Source organism: Paenibacillus sp. FSL R7-0313 (assembly GCF_037969885.1).
Classification (GTDB): domain Bacteria; phylum Bacillota; class Bacilli; order Paenibacillales; family Paenibacillaceae; genus Paenibacillus.
Genome location: NZ_CP150219.1, coordinates 3,428,441 through 3,449,965, shown reverse-complemented (window position 1 = coordinate 3,449,965; position 21,525 = coordinate 3,428,441). Strand labels below are relative to the sequence as shown.

General features: G+C 44.0%; 26 protein-coding genes and 1 tRNA gene. 5 read left to right on the top strand and 22 right to left on the bottom strand.

The window, feature by feature from the left end:
- Window positions 1-6: 6 nt before the first annotated feature.
- Together NSQ38_RS15145 and NSQ38_RS15140 are read right to left on the bottom strand one after the other, a co-directional pair.
- Complete coding sequence (locus tag NSQ38_RS15145; protein WP_091028595.1) at window positions 7-606, bottom strand: hypothetical protein; 600 nt, start codon at window positions 604-606, stop codon at window positions 7-9.
- A 253-nt stretch (window positions 607-859) separates the two neighbouring features.
- The gene (locus NSQ38_RS15140; protein WP_282320796.1) at window positions 860-2,152 is read right to left on the bottom strand and encodes an MFS transporter; all 1,293 of its coding nucleotides are present in this window, start codon (window positions 2,150-2,152) and stop codon (window positions 860-862) included.
- A 176-nt stretch (window positions 2,153-2,328) separates the two neighbouring features.
- Between NSQ38_RS15140 and NSQ38_RS15135 the strand changes: the two genes are divergently transcribed.
- Window positions 2,329-3,804, top strand: a complete 1,476-nt coding sequence (locus tag NSQ38_RS15135) for an aminotransferase class I/II-fold pyridoxal phosphate-dependent enzyme (RefSeq protein WP_047844430.1) — start codon at window positions 2,329-2,331, stop codon at window positions 3,802-3,804.
- Between the two features lie 208 nt (window positions 3,805-4,012).
- On the opposite strand, the gene NSQ38_RS15130 is transcribed toward NSQ38_RS15135, so the two are convergent.
- From NSQ38_RS15130 to NSQ38_RS15105, 6 genes are all read right to left on the bottom strand, one after another.
- Window positions 4,013-4,330 carry a DUF1292 domain-containing protein gene (locus NSQ38_RS15130; protein ID WP_339790344.1) on the bottom strand — a complete coding sequence of 106 codons (318 nt, stop codon included), beginning with the start codon at window positions 4,328-4,330 and terminating at the stop codon, window positions 4,013-4,015.
- A gap of 97 nt (window positions 4,331-4,427) precedes the next feature.
- On the bottom strand, window positions 4,428-4,982 hold the full coding sequence (locus NSQ38_RS15125) for a copper amine oxidase (RefSeq protein WP_036614723.1): 555 nt from the start codon (window positions 4,980-4,982) through the stop codon (window positions 4,428-4,430).
- A 199-nt stretch (window positions 4,983-5,181) separates the two neighbouring features.
- Window positions 5,182-5,382 (bottom strand): hypothetical protein, encoded by a 201-nt coding sequence (locus NSQ38_RS15120; protein WP_338587893.1) that lies wholly within the window; start codon window positions 5,380-5,382, stop codon window positions 5,182-5,184.
- 74 nt (window positions 5,383-5,456) lie between these two features.
- The gene (locus NSQ38_RS15115) at window positions 5,457-5,636 is read right to left on the bottom strand and encodes a hypothetical protein (RefSeq protein ID WP_017687398.1); all 180 of its coding nucleotides are present in this window, start codon (window positions 5,634-5,636) and stop codon (window positions 5,457-5,459) included.
- A 110-nt stretch (window positions 5,637-5,746) separates the two neighbouring features.
- Window positions 5,747-6,313, bottom strand: coding sequence for a YdhK family protein (locus NSQ38_RS15110; protein WP_339790341.1), 567 nt, complete (start codon window positions 6,311-6,313; stop codon window positions 5,747-5,749).
- 170 nt (window positions 6,314-6,483) lie between these two features.
- A complete protein-coding gene (locus NSQ38_RS15105; RefSeq protein ID WP_017687397.1) occupies window positions 6,484-6,903 on the bottom strand; it encodes an organic hydroperoxide resistance protein in 420 nt (139 codons plus the stop codon).
- A 257-nt stretch (window positions 6,904-7,160) separates the two neighbouring features.
- On the opposite strand from NSQ38_RS15105, the gene NSQ38_RS15100 reads away from it, so the two are divergent.
- On the top strand, window positions 7,161-8,375 hold the full coding sequence (locus NSQ38_RS15100) for a chromate transporter (protein WP_339790338.1): 1,215 nt from the start codon (window positions 7,161-7,163) through the stop codon (window positions 8,373-8,375).
- Window positions 8,376-8,546: 171 nt separating this feature from the next.
- Here NSQ38_RS15100 and NSQ38_RS15095 read toward each other — a convergent pair whose 3' ends face one another.
- The 6 genes from NSQ38_RS15095 to NSQ38_RS15070 all read right to left on the bottom strand — a co-directional run bounded on the left by NSQ38_RS15095 (window position 8,547) and on the right by NSQ38_RS15070 (window position 14,393).
- On the bottom strand, window positions 8,547-9,233 hold the full coding sequence (locus NSQ38_RS15095; RefSeq protein ID WP_339790335.1) for a hypothetical protein: 687 nt from the start codon (window positions 9,231-9,233) through the stop codon (window positions 8,547-8,549).
- A 2-nt stretch (window positions 9,234-9,235) separates the two neighbouring features.
- Window positions 9,236-10,234 carry a hypothetical protein gene (locus NSQ38_RS15090; protein ID WP_339790332.1) on the bottom strand — a complete coding sequence of 333 codons (999 nt, stop codon included), beginning with the start codon at window positions 10,232-10,234 and terminating at the stop codon, window positions 9,236-9,238.
- A complete protein-coding gene (locus NSQ38_RS15085) occupies window positions 10,221-10,493 on the bottom strand; it encodes a hypothetical protein (RefSeq protein WP_338587901.1) in 273 nt (90 codons plus the stop codon). The genes NSQ38_RS15090 and NSQ38_RS15085 overlap by 14 nt, the downstream gene beginning before the upstream one ends.
- 182 nt (window positions 10,494-10,675) lie before the next feature.
- A complete protein-coding gene (locus NSQ38_RS15080) occupies window positions 10,676-12,880 on the bottom strand; it encodes a M1 family metallopeptidase (protein ID WP_339790330.1) in 2,205 nt (734 codons plus the stop codon).
- Window positions 12,881-13,270: 390 nt separating this feature from the next.
- Entirely contained in the window at window positions 13,271-14,149 is an 879-nt protein-coding gene (locus NSQ38_RS15075) for an aminoglycoside phosphotransferase family protein (RefSeq protein ID WP_339790327.1), read from the bottom strand.
- Between the two features lie 172 nt (window positions 14,150-14,321).
- Window positions 14,322-14,393 (bottom strand) — tRNA-Val (locus NSQ38_RS15070).
- Window positions 14,394-15,093: 700 nt separating this feature from the next.
- Here NSQ38_RS15070 and NSQ38_RS15065 point away from each other — a divergent pair.
- Both NSQ38_RS15065 and NSQ38_RS15060 read left to right on the top strand, forming a co-directional pair.
- Window positions 15,094-15,537: a GNAT family N-acetyltransferase gene (locus NSQ38_RS15065; RefSeq protein WP_036614958.1), complete on the top strand. Its 444-nt coding sequence runs from the start codon at window positions 15,094-15,096 to the stop codon at window positions 15,535-15,537.
- A gap of 112 nt (window positions 15,538-15,649) precedes the next feature.
- A complete protein-coding gene (locus tag NSQ38_RS15060) occupies window positions 15,650-15,886 on the top strand; it encodes a DUF3892 domain-containing protein (protein ID WP_017687389.1) in 237 nt (78 codons plus the stop codon).
- A 421-nt stretch (window positions 15,887-16,307) separates the two neighbouring features.
- On the opposite strand, the gene NSQ38_RS15055 is transcribed toward NSQ38_RS15060, so the two are convergent.
- From NSQ38_RS15055 to NSQ38_RS15040, 4 genes are all read right to left on the bottom strand, one after another.
- On the bottom strand, window positions 16,308-16,589 hold the full coding sequence (locus tag NSQ38_RS15055; RefSeq protein ID WP_339790324.1) for a hypothetical protein: 282 nt from the start codon (window positions 16,587-16,589) through the stop codon (window positions 16,308-16,310).
- Window positions 16,573-16,794, bottom strand: coding sequence for a hypothetical protein (locus NSQ38_RS15050; protein WP_339790321.1), 222 nt, complete (start codon window positions 16,792-16,794; stop codon window positions 16,573-16,575). The genes NSQ38_RS15055 and NSQ38_RS15050 overlap by 17 nt, the downstream gene beginning before the upstream one ends.
- Window positions 16,795-16,943: 149 nt before the next feature.
- Window positions 16,944-17,264 (bottom strand): DUF3889 domain-containing protein, encoded by a 321-nt coding sequence (locus tag NSQ38_RS15045; RefSeq protein WP_036614744.1) that lies wholly within the window; start codon window positions 17,262-17,264, stop codon window positions 16,944-16,946.
- A gap of 56 nt (window positions 17,265-17,320) precedes the next feature.
- Window positions 17,321-17,629 (bottom strand): hypothetical protein, encoded by a 309-nt coding sequence (locus NSQ38_RS15040; protein ID WP_339790318.1) that lies wholly within the window; start codon window positions 17,627-17,629, stop codon window positions 17,321-17,323.
- 261 nt (window positions 17,630-17,890) lie between these two features.
- On the opposite strand from NSQ38_RS15040, the gene NSQ38_RS15035 reads away from it, so the two are divergent.
- A complete protein-coding gene (locus NSQ38_RS15035) occupies window positions 17,891-18,793 on the top strand; it encodes a manganese catalase family protein (RefSeq protein WP_338587911.1) in 903 nt (300 codons plus the stop codon).
- Window positions 18,794-19,008: 215 nt separating this feature from the next.
- On the opposite strand, the gene NSQ38_RS15030 is transcribed toward NSQ38_RS15035, so the two are convergent.
- The 4 genes from NSQ38_RS15030 to NSQ38_RS15015 all read right to left on the bottom strand — a co-directional run bounded on the left by NSQ38_RS15030 (window position 19,009) and on the right by NSQ38_RS15015 (window position 21,502).
- Window positions 19,009-19,308: a DUF6809 family protein gene (locus NSQ38_RS15030; RefSeq protein WP_339790315.1), complete on the bottom strand. Its 300-nt coding sequence runs from the start codon at window positions 19,306-19,308 to the stop codon at window positions 19,009-19,011.
- A 143-nt stretch (window positions 19,309-19,451) separates the two neighbouring features.
- Window positions 19,452-19,616 (bottom strand): ribbon-helix-helix domain-containing protein, encoded by a 165-nt coding sequence (locus NSQ38_RS15025; protein WP_339790312.1) that lies wholly within the window; start codon window positions 19,614-19,616, stop codon window positions 19,452-19,454.
- Between the two features lie 312 nt (window positions 19,617-19,928).
- Window positions 19,929-21,014, bottom strand: coding sequence for a DUF3626 domain-containing protein (locus NSQ38_RS15020; protein ID WP_339790308.1), 1,086 nt, complete (start codon window positions 21,012-21,014; stop codon window positions 19,929-19,931).
- A gap of 86 nt (window positions 21,015-21,100) precedes the next feature.
- Window positions 21,101-21,502, bottom strand: a complete 402-nt coding sequence (locus NSQ38_RS15015) for a DUF5071 domain-containing protein (protein WP_339790305.1) — start codon at window positions 21,500-21,502, stop codon at window positions 21,101-21,103.
- Window positions 21,503-21,525: the final 23 nt, after the last annotated feature.

Here is a 21,525-nt window from a genome sequence, read left to right as displayed (position 1 = left end):
TATTCATCAACCTTCCAGCATTAACAGATGTCCAGACAACTGTTTCAATGCTTCGCGGCAGGCATTTGCCTTTTCCGTATTATTCAGCTGAACAGCCGTATACAGGCGTTCCAGTTCATCGTCCACTTCCATGCGCAACAACATGAGCCTCTCCTCACCTTCACGCGAGAGGAACATTTCTTCCATCTCTTCCGCCGTCGGCGCAGGTTCCTTTTGAAAAATGACACGCTGCTTGAACCCGGACACTTCCACGAGCCGAATCACTTCACCGAATAAAATGTTCTCCACGGTCATCTGCTGATCCTTGAACCGCTTCACAACTGCATGCCCGCGTGTATCTCCAATCAGCTTCTCCAGCCACTCTGCAAGCTTGGCATCCTTAATGATATAATCCCCAGTCATCTTGTAGTTCCCCGTGCGTGTCTGTTGAAAGCGGAGCTTTACCAGCTTGCGGCCGGTCCGGACTGACAGGATAAAAAAGGATTCGTCCTCGCTCCAATATAGTGAATATCCCTCACGAATAAGGTCTCTGATCAAATTTTGGATATGCCGACGGTTGAACCGCAGCTCCAGATTGCAATATTCAACTTCATAACTCTTATTCACGGCACTCCCTCCATCTGTACCGGATCAACTCCGGCCCTCGTCTTCAATCGCTTCTACTCAATCGGCTTACCCTATTTTATACTTCATTTTATGTAAGGGTACTTGGTTATTTGACTATTTTTCACCGAAAGGACCGCCGGATTGCAGCTTTCCGCAGACGCACAGGGGCAAGCCCCCGATTATCATGATATAACGGACGCCAAAAAGGGAGTTCCACAACCATGATGGTTAACGGAACTCCCTTTTCTTTCACTTATTTGGCTGGAGCGGTGCGAAACGGATTGCGGGATAACACAAAGTGCACAACGGCAAGTCCTGCCATGACGATGGCACTGCCAATGAATGGAGCCGGATGGCTAACGTGGTCCCACAGCAGTCCGGAAACAATAGGGCCTACAACCATGCCTGATCCTTGCAATGTAAGGAAGAATCCCCAGATTGCTCCCCGCTCCCCTTTGGGAATCAGTGTGGCTACAAAAGCATTCCAGGCGGGCAGAATCATGGCATAACTGATGCCCACCAACATGACAACACCAAACACCACCGGAATGGATGTTATGGAGGAGAATGCGAACAGACTCGCCGCCGCCATCAAAAAACCAATGTTCAGGAACGGTTTCGTACCAAACCTGTCTACCATTTTACCTACAGGCAGTAAGGCAATAACGGTGATTCCACCACCCGCAATCAGCAACAAACTGTAAAGATTCGGTGAGATGTGCAGATCTGTGCGTGTATATAGCGTGATGACTGGACTGAGCAGCCCGATGACAAACGACTGCATAAACAGTGCAGGATACACCAGTGGATTAACATTAAGTGTGCTGCGTACCCGTTGCAGTGTGTCCTTCACACTCTTTTGCAGCCGGATGAATGGCGTGAGCAGATTCGGTTTGGCTGGATATTTCACATCACTATTCTTCGCTGCTTGCTCGGCATGCTCTCCTTCAACAATGACACGTCCAGGAAGAATCATGGCCACCAGAATAACGAGAATGGCACAACCCATCAGCACGAGGAATATAGTTCGATAATCATGATGCGTGCGCTCCAGCAGCCAGTTCATGCCTATAGGTCCAAGCCCCGTTCCGCCGAGAGCAGCCATCTCCAGCGCCCCCATTGCTGTACCATTTTTATTCTGTGGGCCTGACATCGCCGTCACGCCTGTCATGGCGCAAGGCCAGAGTGGTGACGTACCAATGCCAAGAATGAGACAGGCCATGGCCAGTCCAACGGCACTTTTGAGAAAAAGGATCATAATAACAGCGATTAAGGTACAGATTAATGCTGTAACCATCGTTGCGCGAAACCCGATCCGTTCTGCTGCCCAGCCGGAAGGTGCCCGGAACAGATTATCTCCCAGATATTGAAGAGCAAATGCCACACCAATGACGCCTGCGGACAGACCCAGAATATTGTCCATATACACGGGCAGAACAGCTACCAACAGGGCTCCTTTGATAATTTCAACTAGAAAAAGTGTCAGCCACATCGCGATAAAAAATGGTGATCGCAAAATTTTGGCTGGTTTTGTATCGGTTTGCATTCTTTTTCCCCTTTCGCCGTTCATTTGCCTATTCCCTATCCTTAGTGTAACCGTGGGGAATGTGTCCAAATCTCGGCAATTCAAAAAATTGTCGATTATACTGTTGCATTCGGTTCTTAATTTGCTATACTCATCTTTGTTTACCAATTTTATTAGGAAGGGTTGTGACAGCACTGATGAATCACCACCGTACGCCGCTGTTTACCGCTTTAAAAAATCATGCGGCACTCAATCCGGTACAGTTTCATATTCCGGGCCATAAAAAAGGATTGGGAGCGGATACCGAATTCCGTGAATTTATTGGCGATAATGCCTTCTCCATAGATTTGATTAACATCGCACCGTTGGATGACCTGCATCAGCCAACCGGTGTCATTCAGGAAGCACAGATTTTGGCAGCAGATGCCTTCGGAGCCGATTATACCTATTTTAGTGTACAAGGCACAAGCAGTGCCATTATGACCATGATTCTGTCTGTATGTTCACCGGGTGACAAAATTATTGTGCCCCGTAATGTGCATAAATCGGTTCTGTCCGCCATTATTTTCTCAGGCGCCAAACCCGTATTTGTTTCTCCTTCACAAGATGCCAATCTGGGCATAGACCATGGAGTGACTACACAGTCCATCCGTCGCGCACTTGAGCGTCATCCAGATGCCAAGGCATTGCTTGTAATTAACCCGACCTATTACGGCGTGGTTACCGATCTAAAAGAGATTGTTGAGCTTGCACATAGCTATCAAGTCCCTGTCCTCGTTGATGAAGCACACGGTGTACTCATTCATTTCCATGAGGATCTGCCGTTGTCTGCGATGGCAGCAGGTGCCGATATGGCTGCAACCAGTGTCCACAAGCTTGGTGGCTCCATGACACAGAGTTCCGTACTCAACCTGAACACAAAGAATGGGTTCGTGAATCCACAGCGTGTACAGACGATCCTGAGTCTGCTCACCTCAACATCAACTTCATACATTTTGCTTGCTTCACTCGATACATCAAGACGTAACCTGGCACTCCACGGTCGTGAGATTGCACAGAAGGCGATTGAACTAGCTGAGTTTGCCAGACGTTCGATCAACGATATGGATGGCCTGTATTGCTTCGGTAGAGAGTTGCTGGGCACAGAAGCGACCTTCAACTATGATCCAACCAAAGTAACGATCCATGTTCGCCATCTGGGTATTACAGGGTATGAGACAGAGAACTGGCTGCGTGAACATTACAACATCGAGGTTGAACTTAGTGATATGTACAATATTCTGTGTCTCATCACGCCAGGAGATACAGATGATAGCGTGGATATCTTGCTAAACGCTTTGCAGGATCTATCCCGTACCTATTATCAAGTTAACCCGGCCCATGAACTGGTGGTAAAAGTTCCTGATATTCCACAGTTGATGCTGACTCCACGTGATGCATTCTACGGTGATACCGAAGTGATTCCGTTTAAGGAATCCGCAGGACGTATTATCTCGGAATTCATCTATGTCTATCCGCCAGGAATTCCGATCCTGTTACCGGGTGAGGTTATCACCCAGGAAAACATCGACTACATCATCGATCATGTCGAGGTTGGATTGCCTGTCAAAGGACCCGAAGATCGCAGCGTAACCAACGTTAAAGTGATCGTGGAAGCCGATGCCATTTTCTAGAACAACCCCATTTGCGCTGTAAATGGGATGAACTTAAAGGACCAAGCCTTAAGCTTGGTCCTTTTTTATTTTATGGGACAAGCGAGTTTGCATTTTCCCGTCTATTTTGTCGTTCAAATCGGTGGTGTAAATGCTCGTATACTCTTAAAAAACAAACAAAAGGCCCCCTGAGATCAAGGAGCCTTCATGTTATGTTCCAAAAGAATGACTATTCTTGTGATGCAACGAGTTGGTTGTAAGCCGCTTCAACGCGGTTCCACTCTTCTTCGTCTTCAATATTGTAGAGCACCATTTCCTCGTCTTCTTCTTCCATACGCAGGATGATGCCGTCAGCTTCAGGATTGTTACGTTCCAGCAGGAGCGCATAAACATGCTTCTCCACGTCAAACGTCTCCACCAAAACCATCTCCACGTCTTGGCCGTTCTCGTCTGTTAATGTGAGAAGGACTTCTTCATGCTCGTGGTCGTGGTCGTGGTCTTGCCCGCATCCGCAGCCATCGCCGTGTTCATGTGTGTGATCGCTCATTGAAATACCTCGCTTTATAAATAGAAATTGTGTAACCTTGCATATCGTAACATGTTCAATGACCCAGGTCAATTTAACTCACAGGGTAATTTTCGCTTCAATCGTTCAGCGCTGTAATGATTTTCTCCGCTACCAGGACGTAGCTGCTGTTTGCATTTTCTTTAATATGAAAGCCGACTTGATACTTGCCGGCACGACTGAAATCGTACGTAAAATCGTATGTGCGGAACCAGAAGTTATCCTTCTGTGTCGTAAGCTCCTGTGACTGGATATCCTTCACCTGACCGCTTGGATTGGTAATCGTTACTTTCACCGCAGCTACATCTGCTGTCAGACTGTCCACTTGTGAAAATACATTGAATTTCAGCTTACCTACGTTAACGTTGCCAAATACAGTGTCTCCCTTGAAGAGAAAAATATGTACATTCGGTTTGATCACCGTTACTCTCTTGTTACTGCTGTCCCATTTGACGACGCCTCCGGCTTCCCTTACAGGTACATAGGTCGTTCCATCAATGAGATAACCTCCATCAGCTGCTTCCTTGCCGTTAATGAGAACACGAATCTTCTCGTTCACCGAATCTGCAAACAATAAAGACCCGCCGAGCAAGGAGAATACCGTGACACAAAGCAATATTCGTTTCCATTTCATCCCGTCAATATTCCCTCCCCTGCTGCTAGCTGTTGTACATTTATACTGCAGATTCATCCACAAAGTTGCGCTGTTTTTCATCATTTTTCATTTTTTATCCAGAATTTTTTCCACCCCTTGGAATGAACAAAAAGAGGCGATCCTCATTAAAGGATGCCCCTGATCTATAATTGTTATATATGCAGCATTATACGAAGAGTTATGAAGAAGTATGGCGAGTCAGGATACAGGGAACACCTTTGCCTATAGCCCCTTCGATTCGCATCCGTGCAGCGTAATCCATGCCACGTGTACATGGTGTCTTGCATTTTTCACATACATCCGAAGTGACCAACTTCATGGATACACGAATTTTGTCACTCTTTAATGCGGGAGCTTTCTTTCCTTTTGCTTTTGCCATCCCGGATTCCCCATTTCCCCAAGTGCTTACTGATGTAATGCATCATATGGGGATTCGCCCGGTTGTGTGTCTATTTAGAAAACGTATTTAAATAATAAAAATATGACAAGGAGGATACCTCCGAGAATGAGCCAGTTGCTGATTTCATACCAAATGCTCTTGCCTCCGGACAGGTATTTCTGTTCATTCTCCTGATGACGCTGACGGTGGGTATCGGTCTCAGAGCCATGGGGTGGTTTGCTAAAATCCATCATAAGTACATTCCCCTTTCAGCAGTTTTGTATAATCTTAATACCATTATAACCCATAATTGAGTATTAAATTGATTTTTCTGTATAAAAAGGGCTGTTTCATACAAATGGTTCTATTGGATAGCAGTTAATTCTTCTTCTGTGACCCATTTGTGATTCTTAACCAAATCTCCCCCTGTTGTCGGGGTATAATCAACCATATATACCGTTGTCTCTTCAGCAGTATCAATTGTGGCCTTCGCACCCTTCATCCCTTTCATGTGATCAGCGCTCAACACTACCTCAGAACCTGCCGCATACGGTTGTTCCTTATGGTCCTGTATTTCCTCATGGATAACCCATTTATGATTTTGCACGGGATCTCCGCCTGTTGTTGGTGTATACGTAACTGCATATACCGTAGTTTCATATGCTCCAACGATCTGTGCTCTCGCACCCTTCATGCCTGACATGTGGTCGGCACTCATCAGCGCCTGGCTTCCTACTGGGAAGGTGGGGTTGTTTTTTTCCCGCAGTCCTTCCGGTAGCTCTCCCGATTCAGAATGGTGCATCTCACCTGCGGCAGCTGTATGACTGTCATCGTTGCTTTCAATAGTTTGCCGAGTCTCCTTGCCACATCCACTCAAAATCAAACTGCCTGTAATCAATATAGTCGATAGGGTCAGTAAATATTTTTTCATGTTTTGCACTCCTTTAATTCTATTTGTATTATTCATTATACCCCCTATAGGTATATTGCAATCATTATTATTGCTTTTTCCGGGCAGACGTATCTTACAACGGAGCAAAATAATACAAAAAAACCTCCGATTTCTCGGAGGCTTCTTTTAACAACAAATAGTTTCAATGATTACGCCAGTTCCACGTTAACATTCACGTTCCCTTTAATTCCTTTGGAATATGGGCAGTAGTCATGGGCAAGTTTCACAAACTTCTGTGCTGTTTCCTCATCCAGACCGAGAATCTTAACTTCCAAATCGACTTGAAGCTTCACACCGTTGTCCTCAGAGTCCGTCACCAACATTACAGTAGCAGCTACGGTACTTCTTTCAATTTCAACTTTGTGTTTCTTCAATTGAAACTCCAGTGCGGAGTTAAAACAAGCACTATACCCTGCTGCAAACAACTGCTCCGGATTTGTAGCTGTCGTCACTTGTCCTCCGAGTTCAGGCGGTGCAGCAACATCCAACATAAACACGTTATCTGGGGATTGTACGATTCCTTGACGTCCGCCTGTATTGATGACTGTTGTTTCATATAATGTTTTCATTTGTGAAAACTCCTTTAGTTGATTAGATTTATTTTGACTTAATTTTGACTTATTTTGTATCGCTAACAATTACATTGTACACAATTAAATTGCGTATGTAAATAGCTAATATAAAAAAATAATATAGTTTAATGCTGCATTTAAATGAATAGCGATGAGGAGGATTATAATGTAGTTATCGGTAGAGGAAATGTATCCTTCCTTAACTTTCATCCATCGGATAACCTAAGTCGAACCGTTAAGGAGGAATAACACGTTTGGAGCATAATTCATTTCTAACCCCGGACAAGCCCAAACCTAATAAAGTCAGGGCACTTTCTGAGGTGTTGGCTGTATCCACCAAACTCGGCCTGACTTCATTTGGAGGACCAATCGCTCATCTTGGTTACTTTCATGAAGAATATGTTCGCCGTAGAAATTGGATGGATGAACGAAGCTATGCAGATTTAGTTGCGTTATGTCAATTTTTGCCCGGGCCTGCCAGCAGTCAAGTCGGGATTGGAATCGGCATCATCCGCGGCGGTTTGCTGGGGGGACTGATGGCTTGGCTTGGTTTCACACTTCCTTCTGTCATTGCTTTAGTTTTGTTTGCTTTCCTTATGCAAGGATTTGATATCAGCAGTACTGGCTGGATTCACGGTCTGAAAATTGTTGCTGTAGCTATTGTCGCTCAGGCGATATTGGGTATGGGGCAAAAATTAACTCCTGACCGTTACAGGGCAACCATCGCTATCTTTACTGCAGCAGCAACTCTTGTGTGGCCAACTGCGTTCACCCCAATCCTTTTTATTGTTATTGCAGGCATGATAGGTATGATCCATTTTAGAAAAATGACAGGGGTTAATACAGTAGACTTGTCTGTCCCTGTGAGTCGTAAGTTGGCCATCGTCTGTTTGGTTACGTTCTTTGGAATCCTGATTCTGCTCCCGTTACTCACACCCTTTGATCGTTCGGGATGGCTGTTATTCTTTGATAGCTTCTACCGTTCAGGATCACTTGTATTTGGTGGAGGGCATGTTGTCCTTCCGTTACTGGAACGTGAATTCGTCCCTACAGGTCTGATGAACAAGTCCGACTTTTTGGCGGGATATGGGGCAACACAAGCTGTACCTGGACCATTGTTCACCTTTGCCAGTTATTTAGGTGCGATGATGCGTGGAGTCCCAGGTGCTTTGGTTGCAACGATTGCTATCTTTTTGCCAGCGTTCCTTCTGATCGTAGGAGCATTACCCTTCTGGAATTCTTTATGTAAAAGCTCGAAAATTCAAGGAGCATTTATGGGAATTAATGCAGCCGTAGTAGGTATTTTGTTGGCGTCGTTGTACGATCCGCTTTGGACAACTGCGATCCTAACTCCTGTTGATTTTGCACTGGTATGTATGTTATTTCTAATGTTCGTTTTTTGGAAAGTACCACCGTGGATCGTTGTCGCTGCTGGTGCAGCAGGCGGTACAATCATGAAGCTTCTCTAAATAAAAAAGGTACCCAACCACTTCACTTCTTTTTCAAAGTGTCTGTGTTTAGGTACCATTTTACTGCACGTATGTCTTTTTACCGATCCATGCAGATTATCTATTTATTCTGTTCGTCATTCCCATTCAAATCATGCACCTTATTCATCTTCCGGCGTCTCCCCAGTTTGATTAATTACTCCAGATATCCACTTTCATCTGTGCACATTTGAAATACTTGGCCTCTGCCTTACTTGTAGTCAGTTTCAACAGGCATTGCAGTTCTCCATGTTGGAACAACCCACCGCTAAGGTCAGCGGCAACACCTCCATATTGATCATCCGCACCAAGCCATACGGACGCTCTCTCGAACCCAGCTGAGAACTGTAATCCGGTACAGAGCAGCACAGTGAGATTCTTACGGTTCTGTGCTTCATCTCCTGCTACACCATGTGTGGTGAAGAACACCATGTTTTGATTAAAATCCGTGTACGTTCCATCTGCTTTATAGGCACGGACCATACCATACTTCTGATTTACGTTTTGAAAAAAGGTGATTCCGGCCTTGCTATCCTTCGATTTAATGCCAACCTGAACTGAGATTCCAATGTTCCCGTTTAATTGTAGCGCTTCCAAAGTGATTGCAATTGCGGTTACTTTCGAGCTGTCAATCAGATGTTTCATTTTCAACTCTGCCGTGGCTCCTGCCGTTGTCGGTGTTGTAACGGTTATGGTCCCTCTGTCGGGCAAAGGCTCAAACGTAGCGGTGCCCACTACCTCCACCCAATCCGGTAACGTTCCGTAAAGAAAATCGGCCACAAGCTGTTTGTGAACCTTTCCAAAAGGTACGATCTGACCCGCTGCATCACGTATAACCATCTCTACACCCCCACCGAATAGGCTACACCGATATTATGATCGGTATTGTAATACACGTACACTACGCCGTCCATAACGGACACCATCAAGGATTGCATGTTGGTCGTTTCCCAATTCAATGCCGGAAAATATATATCTGTAGGTTTGTCCAACAGTTGACGAAAGTCTGCGCTAATCTTGGCAATGGCAGGCCGAGCTACAGTCGTAACTCCACCGGAAGCATAAGCCGATAACATACCCAGCCACCACATGCTCCCTTTGTACATAAATACACCAGCATTGGGTCTCGAAATGTTTTCTCCTGCACTTAAAGTGGCATCATTACCACCCATTAATGGTCTTGGATCAGCTAACCAGCTACGTCCGTCATGAGAATGCCAGATACATTTACGACCAAAGTCACCACCGCCCATCACCGAAAAACCGATCCATTTGCCGCCATTTCTGAAGCACGAGAAGTAACCGGTATGACCATCACCTGGGAACCCGGGAGGTTTGTCCAAAATCAAACCTACTCTTGTCCAGTTAATCATGTCTACAGAGGTTGCAAGTGCCGTTGATTGATTGATCCCCAGTCCGTTTTGTTGATAATACATAAAGAACAATTGTTCTTCATCGTTCCAGATCACAAATGGCGTTTCCGTCGAATTCCCAACCACAGTATCGAGATACACCTGTCCGTGTTTGGTCCATGGTCCTGCCGGGCTGTTGGAGTAGGCTAGTCCAATTCCTCCGATGTGATTATGGTTGGTAGAATACGTAGCATAATAATCTGCTTTTGCATCAGGGATAAGCCCCTTCACCTTGATCGCCCGAAACCAATAGATCGATTGAAGGCCCGCCATTGCAGCGGTATACATAGGATTGTCCATTTTTTTATCAAATTGAGGCGTGTACATCCGTCTGGATTCTGCATCGCAATAATCATAAGGCGCAACGGCCCTGTTTGCCTTCATCGCTGCGTCGAGTGCTGCCTGGGCAATATTTTCAGTCATAGACATGGGAACTCAACTCCTTCGTGAGCAGGGTATTACCATTTACCGGTCGCGAATATAGAACATCCGAAGTGTCCTTTAATAGGATTGAAAAATCAACAACATTACCCTCATTCGCAGTTGGCTCCTGAGTAATACAAATGATAGGACAAATTCTAGCATTATATGAATACGCTTTCATTTTGTTCATTCCTTTATTTCCTTTACAGTTGTAATCAGCAACTGTCCCTTTCATTGGTACCCCCGGATAATGTTGATCCTTCATATTAATCCCTCCTATTGTTTTCTCCCGATAAGTATATTCATGAAGTTGCCTTTCTGTTAAAGCATTATGCCCATCTTGCAGCCTATTATTCTAAGTCTGGTTTTCATATAAAACATAAACAGGCTAACCAATACGAATTGGCTAACCTGTTTGAACAAAGAAACTGCAAAACCAATTACTTATTACTCCGCAAAAAGTGAAGATATGGGATTCGCAACTTTTTTATTGGATTTCTCCTTGCCTTGGTTATCCAATACATAGTACTGGTAAAAGTCGTTAGTGAATCCGATAGACTCCTGTATTTTCAGCTTAAAAGCTTCAAATGCCGCATCACTCAGATGATCCTCATTCCAGAAATAATGAAGCATCAATCGATTCTGGTTATATGGATGTTGGATAACATATGCACCCGCGGCGAGAGGTTGATTCATGGTATTCTTCCAAGAGAAACCCGTCTGTTTCGTCCGATCGATAATGTTGAATTTTAAAGCCTGCACCAATCCGTTTGACTTGGCATTACCAATGACAATAAGGTTGCTGTTGCCGATCTCTTTTTTCATCTTTTGCTTCAGTTCCTTGCGATCCCTTATAATGTCGTACTTCACACCTGTCATATCAAGGAATCCGGTCAACTGATTAACCATATCTTCCTGCTGTTTAGTTGCAAGCTTACTCACCTGATCGCTGAGCACAATGGTTAATTTCTCGTCTTGAAGGACTTTGTCCATCAATCGATTCATCACTTCATAAGGCAGATTGGGGATCATACCCATGACAGCCTGATACTGTTGTTGTAACATGTCATGTACATAGGAGGCGGTCTCTTCCTGTGATAATTGGTATTCCGGCTTTAAGACAAAGTTAGGCTGATATAGGGCCATCTGCATTTCTGAACGTACTTCTTTACCAAGCACATCTTCAATGGTTTGAAGCAGCCCCTCTACCGTTGCATTTTGATACACGTAGCGTTTGAAATATGTCTTCATCAACTCGTCAAATTTCTCTTCACCTACGGAACGGTAAAGCTGATAGATCGCTTGTCTCCCCTTCTGATAATACACCAAACCTGCCAAATCCCCAGCTTCATCGTTTGTTGACGCAATCGCCATATCTACGGGCGCAGTATCAAACTGTATGGATCTGAACCCATTTAGCTTGTCTCCCTGTTTCTCGGCAAAATAGACCATAGAGAAATCGGCAAAGCCTTCATCCAGGAAGGATTCTGTCTCCGAGTTATTACCGATCAATGCATGGAACCACTGATGCGCTATTTCATGAACAAATGTTGTGTCTTCTTCTGGAACAGCACCATTTTGAATCTGTCCCATCTGAATGAGCCTCGCATACTCCACGGCAACGCCTTGTACATACGTCTCGACAATTCGGAACTCTGGATAGGGATACTTGCCATATTTCTCACTATAGAAATCGATGACCTTGAATGCCTGATTAATGTACCGGTCAACTATCTTTTTCTTGGATGGGTCATCGTTGAAATAATAATACTCCACCGTCAGACCGTTACGGGTAACGCGTTCCACTTGAAGATTAGGACTTGCAAAGAAAACAAACTCCCTCGTATTCTCGGCTACAGCAGACAAAATCTTACGACCATGTTCTGTACTGTCTTGAGTGGTGATCGTGCCCGGCATGGCAACCTGATACTCATCAGGAACATTGAATTGAACTTCAAAGTCCGATGAGGTGTAATAATCGCTCTCAAATGTTCGACTATACGGTGCCTTGTTCCATTGATGTTTAACCTCGTCGTATACAGACATCACCGGGAACCAGTGCGCACCATTGATCATGTCCATGTAGTAGGAAACTCGCTGTGAGCCATAGGGTATATTCAACTGAAACTCCAGTTGGAATGATACCGATTCGCCTGGTTGAACGGGCTCTTTCAACTGCACGGTCAACGCTTGGTTTTCCTTATGGAAATCCAGCGATTGACTATCTGCGGTTACAGCCTGAATATCGATGCCACCCAGAAAGTCCGCCGTTGTCTTCTCCGGATGATCTTCACTAATCTTCTCATTATGCTGTTGGTACATGCTCGCCTGTGTAGACTTGGAAAGGTTCGCATCAGCATATGTATGAAGGACCAGCTGCTGGAGTGCATCCTTGCTTGTGTTGCGATACGTTACCTTTTCGCTCCCCTGGATCGTCATGTCCTTCTCATTTAATCGAGCCTGAATCTGGTATTGAATCGGCGTCTGCTTTTTAGCATCTTCCTTTGTCGTTTGCACAACTGTAGAGGTAGGCGCCGTTTGAGCGGCAGCATAACTCGTATTGACAAGGGGACTTGCTGCCAGAATCAAAGCCAACGTACTCGCAATCCCCATTTTAATTAACTTTGACGTAAATAGACTTGAATAGTTCATAGGTTCTCTCCTTCTAATGATGTAAATTGAGCACTGAACCAATTATAGAAGGAGAACCTTATGCTGAATTTATGTGTAATTTAAGTTTTGTTTAAAAAAAGGATGGATTTTCATTAAATACACTCCAAATTGTATCCAATTTTATGTAAGACACAAAAAAGAAGCCTTACATATCAAGGCTTCTCGGTTATGATCTGTGTAGTGGGCCCGAACCACTGATCCTAATTCTGTTTAGGAAAGTGAGCTCTTAGCATCCGTACTCTCACTGAATAAATGACTGAGTAAATCCTTTATTATAGCCTTGATTTCAACCAAAATTTTATTTTCACTTAAAGTTATGATTAATTAAATCTCGGCGTGCCATGCTGCATCACTATAGTTCCAACTCATCTATAGCAATTTGTAGTCCTGAATAATAACATCGATTACATGTTTCCCCCAATTTGACGCTTCCGAGCTTTGTTCATTCCACGCGTAGGTGATGAGTGCTTTCCACAATGCCCAACCACGTGCACGATTCACAGTATCTTGGTCAACATTCATGTTGCTTAGAAATATGGGGCGACTTGCATCATCCAAAAAGTTCCATGCCATCACCAGGTCGCTTGAAGGATCACCAACGCCCATAGTTCCGAAATCAATGACACCGCACATTCGCCCATCTCGCACAAGCAGATTACCTACTGCAACATCACCATGAAGCCATACCGGTGCCGATTGATATTTGGTTGCAAGAGCCGTTTCCCAAATCTCCGTTATGAGTTTTTGATCATAATGACCAGATAACCTCTCGATGACGGACCTTGTATCCTGGTCATAAACCGCCAAGTTTCCTCCTCGATGAAAGTTTTGTGTCCCTGCCGGAGTGCCGTGGCTTGCATCGATCGACTCTAATTCTTTCAGAAAACTCGCAAGCTCTTCGGCAAATACGTTTAGATCCGGTACGTTGGCAAGTGTGACGGTTTCGCCTTCAATCCAACGGTTGATGGACCATGGAAGCGGATATTCGTCTGTAGGTTCTCCTTTTGCAAGAGGAAAAGGAATTGGCAAGGACAGAAGAGGTTGGAACACAGGAAGCCATTTCATTTCTTTCTCAATCGCTGAGGCATAATGCTCATGACTCGGCAGCCGAATCGTCATATCGCTACCCAGTCGATAGGTACGATTATCGTGCCCGCTTTTTTCTACGGGTGTTATCGCTAAATCTGTCCACTTCGGAAATTGGCTATGAATTAAATGTCGCACCAGATCAGGAGTTATTTCAATCAATTCCCTCGCCTCTTTCTTTTAATCAGCATAATTTTTATGCCAAATAATAGTAGAGCTGTATACAATCCCTATCATGTGGACAGCGATTGTTCAACTCGCAAATCAAGTCAAAACAAAATCAAAAAGCTCCATTTGAGATATAATTCTCAAATGGAGCTTTTTGAACTTCATATAGGACGAGTGGGGATCGAACCCACGACCCTTACCCTGTCAAGATAATGCTCTCCCGCTGAGCTATCGCCCTGTAATAATTAAGATGTATCCATCGTGTCCATACTACTAAATTTAACTGAGCTAACAGATCATGATATATAATTGTTTCTCAATCAAGTAACAGTATCATATCAAGTAACCGTGTTCATTGTCAATGATTTATTTGGTTATAATTCACCCGAAATGGTGCACAATAAAGGAAAGATTACCATTTCTACAACGAGGTGAATTCCCTATGAGAAACTTAACAAAACGGTCAGAATCCAATAAATATACATTTACCAAATGCTTCTTTCTGTTTGCTGGGCTTATGATTCTCATTACAATCGTTACTGGTTGCGACTTGGAGAGGGATGAACATACAGTTCAATTCCAACAGTTAAAACAACCCAATGAAAATGTTGAATCTCTACCCGTCTGGCTGGACGTATACTCCAAATCTGTAATTCAAGATGTGTATTCTCCGCGAGGAAGCAGTGAAGTCTTGCCGTGAAGGTTAACAGGTGAATTACTCATCTTCATCCCACTTGCGTGAGTATGCTTTCTTCGTAACGTAATACAACAGAGTAATCATTCCCGCCGACATTAGCAATGTAATTACCATGATGCCTGTCATGCCCATCACTACCCCCTCCTCTCCCAATATGTTCCAGACTTCACTATACAGGAAAAACATTTTTTTGTATAATTCAGTCTGATATGTCGCGCAAGAGCAGAAAGAAGGAATGGAATTGGCAGCTGAGATTAGTTATGTATCGACAGAAGAACAACTGGAGCAAGCCCTGGGAATTCGCCATCACGTTTTTGTGATCGAGCAACAGGTGCCTGCCGAGATTGAGATTGATCAATATGATGTCATCAGTCCCGATGTGCATCATGTATTGTTAAGTACGGATGGCCAAGCTGTAGCCACAGGACGTCTGATCTATTACAGCAAGGATACGGCCAAAATGCAGCGGATCGCAGTGCTTGAATCTCATCGTTCATTTGGTTATGGACGTGTGCTTCTGCTCGCGATGGAGGAGCTGGCACGTGAACTCGGCTTATCCTATTCCGTACTGGATGCGCAGTGTCAGGCACAGAAATTCTATGAAAAACTGGGTTATGAAGTGATTTCGGAAGAACCTTTTTATGATGCAGATATTCTGCATGTTCGTATGAGAAAGAGCTTGTAAAACCTCAGCGTTGGCAGGTCTTATCAGCATATGGTGCATACTTCCGATGAATTCGGATAGGCTAATCAGGTAAGCAGATTCCTATCTCGTCATATAAGGAGAGTGTGACATCATGGATCAAACGACACGCGAGAGTTTCACAGCCGTACAGAAAAATGGCGACGGTGACCTGACAGCATTTCAGACTTCAGCAGGACGCGTACTGGATTATCAGCAGGCACTTGCAGAAGTAAAGGCTGGCGCTATTGCTGGTGTGAATGTATTTAAAGGCAAGGATGGCGAAATGTACATTCGCGGCGATGCCGACGGTGACCCAACCAACAACCTGGACCAACTTCCCCATTTCTAAAATAGATGCACACGTTGTATGTGTGACACAGTAAGCGCCGATCCGGATATCCGGGTTGGCGTTTTCTTATGTTCCCTGGAGGGTGTCTTCAACCTACTCAAAGCCAAACTCAGGCCCACGAGCGGCAACGAATCTGAGGCGTCTTATTCAAGGATTTGAACCCCCCTTAGAAATCTAAGGAATCTGAGACACGCTATATCAGAATTTTTGGCCTTTATAGCGTTTTTGTCAGGGGATTTCGGGAAATAAGGTGTCTGATGTTGCTTACAATCTAAAAAGAGGAGCGGAAGGCCAAATAAGACGTCCTGTGTTCCTTAGAAAATCATCTACTCATTCGCCAGGATCAGCCAACTTGGACTTCCAGACTGTTTAGATGCTGACATCCATCATCGTATAGCTTGCTTAAGTTTGAAAACACTTCCTAGTAGTCCGTAAAATATTTTACGGAATCACCGGAAGGTTGGCTTTTGCGAATCGGCTGTTGTGCCTGCTCCCATGCCTGCAAAATCTGTATCCCTTCGAGAGTAGACCGATTCTCCCATGCGATGTACCCGGTTCGTTCAAGCTCCAGCAATGACTCATGAATGTAAGCTCTGCTTCGTCCCGTCTTGGTCTCCAGTTCATCCATACGCGGCAGCCTGCGCCGTTGTCCTGCATAGTTCACCATAATACGTAAAATCTTGCGTTCAAAATCGTTCAGCATACTTTACCTCCCCATTCAGGTCCTTAACAGGACGCCATGCCAGAATACCTTGCTCCAGAAAGGTTCGGGGTGAGCCTTCTTTTCCCGCTGATGCTCTAATCATCCCGCCACGTACACTGTTAATTCGAATCTGTCGCTGCGTTATCTGCCCTGCACGATCCATGTAGACAAGCTCCACCATCTGGCCAATATATTTCCCTAGCATAATCATCCCTCCGATAAGAACGTTTGTTTGTATTTCATATTATATGCGAACATAAGTTCTTTATTCAATAGTAAAAAAAGGATTTTGTAAAATAAAAAAACCAGACTTTCACCTTAATCATTAAGGCAGTCTGGTTCATAACAGTCAGATCAGTGTCGATCCGATTCCGAAAATTGTACTTTCTTTAATTGCTGTGTAGATGGATTAAAATCGACATTCACATAAACTGCAAATTGTTTGCCGTCTTTAGCACGAACCCATAGCTTGAACTGTTCCCGTGATTGATCCGCTGTTAGAGAGGTACGACCGATATGCTTATAGTCCAAAATATCCACATTATACTTGGTCTGTGTTTCTTTGACCGCAATAATTCCCCACTTCGCATAATCAGGGATGGCGGCGCCTGTGCCTGATGTAATTCCGGCTAAACTCAGGACTACCGACATGACGGTAACGATGAGCATTCTCATTTCACTCACTCCTTGGGACAATATGTTTCTGTTATATTGCCCGTCCGGGTTTCATTTTACACGAATAAACGAAAGATCCAGGCCAGTGGCCGTAGGGAAAAAGGAACCACATGAACAAGCCGGTCAAACGAATCAGTAGGCTCCGTCCGGAAACTCATTCCCCAGTCACCCGAGAAAACGTGTTGTTGTGTCTTCGGCTCCTCAGGACGATCCAACCCGTATTTCTTTTCAAGTAACTCCCGCGTTTCTTCATCCACCTGAACTTCGTTTGTAACGACATATGCTGTGGCAGGTTCGCTGCTTATGTACATCAGAATCATTAGAAACATCACAATCCCAACTATTTGTATCCAATGCTTGTTCATGTCTTGCTCCTTTATGGATTACTGACTCATTTCTCATGTAAGTGAAGACTCGTTTGAATGTTTGATTATACATAAATTTGACCGTATTGGAAATAATAAATGGAAGAAGAGTTGAAGCATGCGTTATGCGATGCTTAAGTCCCATTTGATTGATTTTTTGTTTAAAAAACCCAATAGACGTGTAATAGGCCATGACAGAGTGACTCCACGATCTGAAACCCTACACGATCTGCAATACCAATCTGAGGAGGTTACACCTGAATGTTCAAACGCTTGGATGAAATCCTGATTGAGATTCCCAATGTCGAGAAGCCAGATCCGAATGCTGCGGCAGCCATACAAGAATTGCTCGGCGGCAAATTCGGAGAAATGTCAACGTTGAACAACTACCTCTATCAATCGTTTAATTTTCGATCCAAAGAAAAGCTGAAGCCCTTCTACGACCTCGTCATGAGTATTACCGCCGAAGAATTGGGTCATGTTGAGCTCGTGTCTCATGGCATTAACAAGTGCCTCAGAGGTTCAACCGAGTACAAAGAACCTGACGATACGCCGCTAGGTTCCGTGAAGGATGCTCGTCTGTCATATCACTATCTGGCAGGTGCACAAGGCGCAATGCCTTTTGACTCTATGGGTAATCCATGGACGGGAGCAAACGTCTTCAACAGTGGTAACCTGGTCGAGGATCTGTTGCATAACTTCTTCCTAGAATGTGGCGCTCGTACCCATAAAATGAAAGTATATGAAATGACGGATCATCCGGCCGCCCGGGAAGTGGTTGGTTACCTGCTTGTTCGCGGTGGTGTGCATGTGGTTGCTTATGCAAAGGCGCTTGAGATTGCAACTGGCGTAAATGTGACCAAGCTGGTTCCTATTCCTTCACTGAACAACAAAGCCTTCAACGAGGCTCGTAAATATGAAGAAAAAGGGGTACACACCAAGCTGTATACCTATAGTGATAAAGATTTCAACACGATTGGACAGATCTGGAAAGGAACTCACCCCGAAGATGGACAACCTCTTGAAGTCATCCAAGGGATACCTGAAGGATTCCCGATTCCAGAAGCTCCTGCGGTCGAGGAAGAATTCGCACCAGGTATATCGCAAGAAGACTTTAAGGAAATTGCGCGTCGCCTAAAAATGGCGGGGAATATTGCGGATTAAGGAACCATCTGTTTAACAGGTTCTTTCCCTATATATATTGTTAACTCTATGTTTAAGTGAAGCCCTCGAACCCTACTGCTGAATGCAGAGAGGATTTGAGGGCTTTGTTATAATAAATTTTTGATACAATTTTATGATGCAAAATAAGTATGTTGTATGCACGTCATTTCCTGAGAATTTAGCTGTAAAAGTAAACCTGATCTCTGTTCACATCGTTAAACTTCGTTAAACTCCAACACCGATTCCTCCCGCTGACTCATGACTTCAATTAACATGTTGGCACCCAGACGAAAACCTTGTGCAAACGCTGCTTCCGTATGCATGCCCTCACATCTGCCACACAAGTCAAATAACTGTTCAAGCTCACGGAATTCTTCATCGCTCAATCGATTCTTCCATTGCTCTGTTAGAGCTGCAATCTGCCGCCCTAACGCTTGGTATTCAGGATGTGTCGGCATCATCATCTCATCCGGTCGAAGTCGTCCATTATATAATGCTTCTAATATCGAATTCATGTGCTTCCTCCTGTGTATCAATTCGCACCTCACTTGAATGAACGTTCTGCACATGATAGGATATTTATGCAGTCGCTCATTCAACAAGTGATTGCGGGATAGGAAGCAGCGTGTTCTTCGTGGGACTCAAGCTGCTTCCTTTTTTATTTTTGGAGCTCGTCGTAAATCTTCTCAATCCCTTTGCGAACGATGTCTGATCGATTCGTATTCAGCTTCTCAGCCGAAATATCGAGCTTGTTCATAATTTCCTCGTCGACACGTATCTCAATCGTTCTGCTTTTGGGTTTGTCAGATTTAGGCCGCCCCATCTTTTTGGCGGACATTTGCTTCACCTCTTTTTTTGTCCTGACAACAATATATTATTGTCAGGACAAAAAGTCAATGTATTTGTAAAACATACGTTCGTTTTTGTGACAGCAGATTCATAGATAAATGTATAGTCTGTAATTCGTTTGAAAGATAAAAAACAACCTTGAACGGCTAGGCGCTCAAGGTTGTTAGAGTACTATTATTGAGTAACCATTAAGATTCAGGAGACACGCAAACAAGTACGAAGAAGAATTTGGTGTTTTAGCATTTTCATCACTACGTATTCAATATATTTATCTCGAAAACCGTTTTCACTTTCCCATTGACTTTCCATATCTCACCAAGACATGCCAGAGTAATTTTAACTCTTGTAGAACTTCTTTGTAGGTTCCTCTATCACTCCAATGGCTTGGATTTTGTTTCAATTCCATAGCTGCAGAACCAATGATATTTGCATCAATAAAATCACTTTTTGCAATTCTTTTGGCTAGTGAAGGCATCGAAGGACCTCGAAAATCCATTGGAACGTCATCAACTAATAGTGTAAAACCCATGTGCCAGTGGAGATCAATTGAATATTTTAAACATATCTGCTCTAAGATTTGTCCTGTAGGTGTGCCTTTAAATGATGGGTCGGCAACAAGCATCTTGACATCTTTTTCAAGGGAAATATCACCATGAACCTGAGCTTCGATATAATGGTCCAGATTTCGGTTTGGCTCTTGGTTTGATGGATTTTGGAATGGTTTTTCAAGATTGACGAGCATATGGTCGATTAACTTTTGAACCGTTAGATTTCTTTCACCAATGGCAAAATCACTATGGAATACATCCCTCATGAGAGCAGCCAAAACGAGGTCAAATTCCGCATACGTTCCCTTTTCCTCGGGGTCTTGGTGAGAATCCAAATATGTATAGGTGCAACGGTGAGAGACTTCAGTGGATAAAAGGAAATAACATGATCCAAAACGCGGAGCAGGTCCATCGGGATGTAACATGACATTGAGTGCCCCATACTTGGGACGGTCGCTATTGGTTGAGCCATTTATTTGGTACGCTCCGCCAAACATTTTATACTCCCAAACGTCACGTTCACCGCCTGAAAATGCAGATACACTTCCATTCGACAAAAAAGTTTCAAACTGACTTTTATAAACTCCCTGCTCAAGCAGTGCTTCAGCCACGCTTTTCATATTCGGATCTAGTCGATCTGGGTGAAAGTGTAACGCGATACTTGCATGAGATTTTAGTTTAGTGATAGCATCTTCAAATGTCTTCAGCTCGATGTTGGACACACGAAGGATTTCCTTAATGTTTTGCTCCGCCTCATTTTTGCGGCTTCTTGCATATTTGGTTACATGCTCTTGAGCTAATTGCTGAGACCTTGATAGTTCCATGGGCAGAGGAGTCCTTTCCCTTTTTTTATAGCATCATAATGGAGTTTTCCTTGTTTGTCATATAGATTGTAGCCTAATATCTCCGCCTATCTCTCGTTGGTCTCCTCCATCTTTTCCAAAAGCTCCACGATAACCCCATCCAACTCCTCAAGTACCTCATCTGGTGTAGGAGATTCCAGTATCCTTACCAAATCCGTCTGTAGCATACTTAGATGAGATATAGGTAATCGATCAATTAATCCGACCAAAATGAAATATTCCCACTGTGGATCTTGGGTTTGTAATACATCCTTGAGATGAGGAATTAAATCCTCCCCCAATCTCAATAGTAGATCCTCTACCGGTTTAGAGATAGGCCAATTCCCGTCTTGCAACCACTCCATCAACTCCGGAATGATAACTTTTAATTCGACATCACTGAACTCGCTTAACTTACGCACCGCTTCATAATCAAACTTATCGCGGGGAAGGCACTCCCTAATATCCATTTTAATTTCCTTCCTCAATCTCA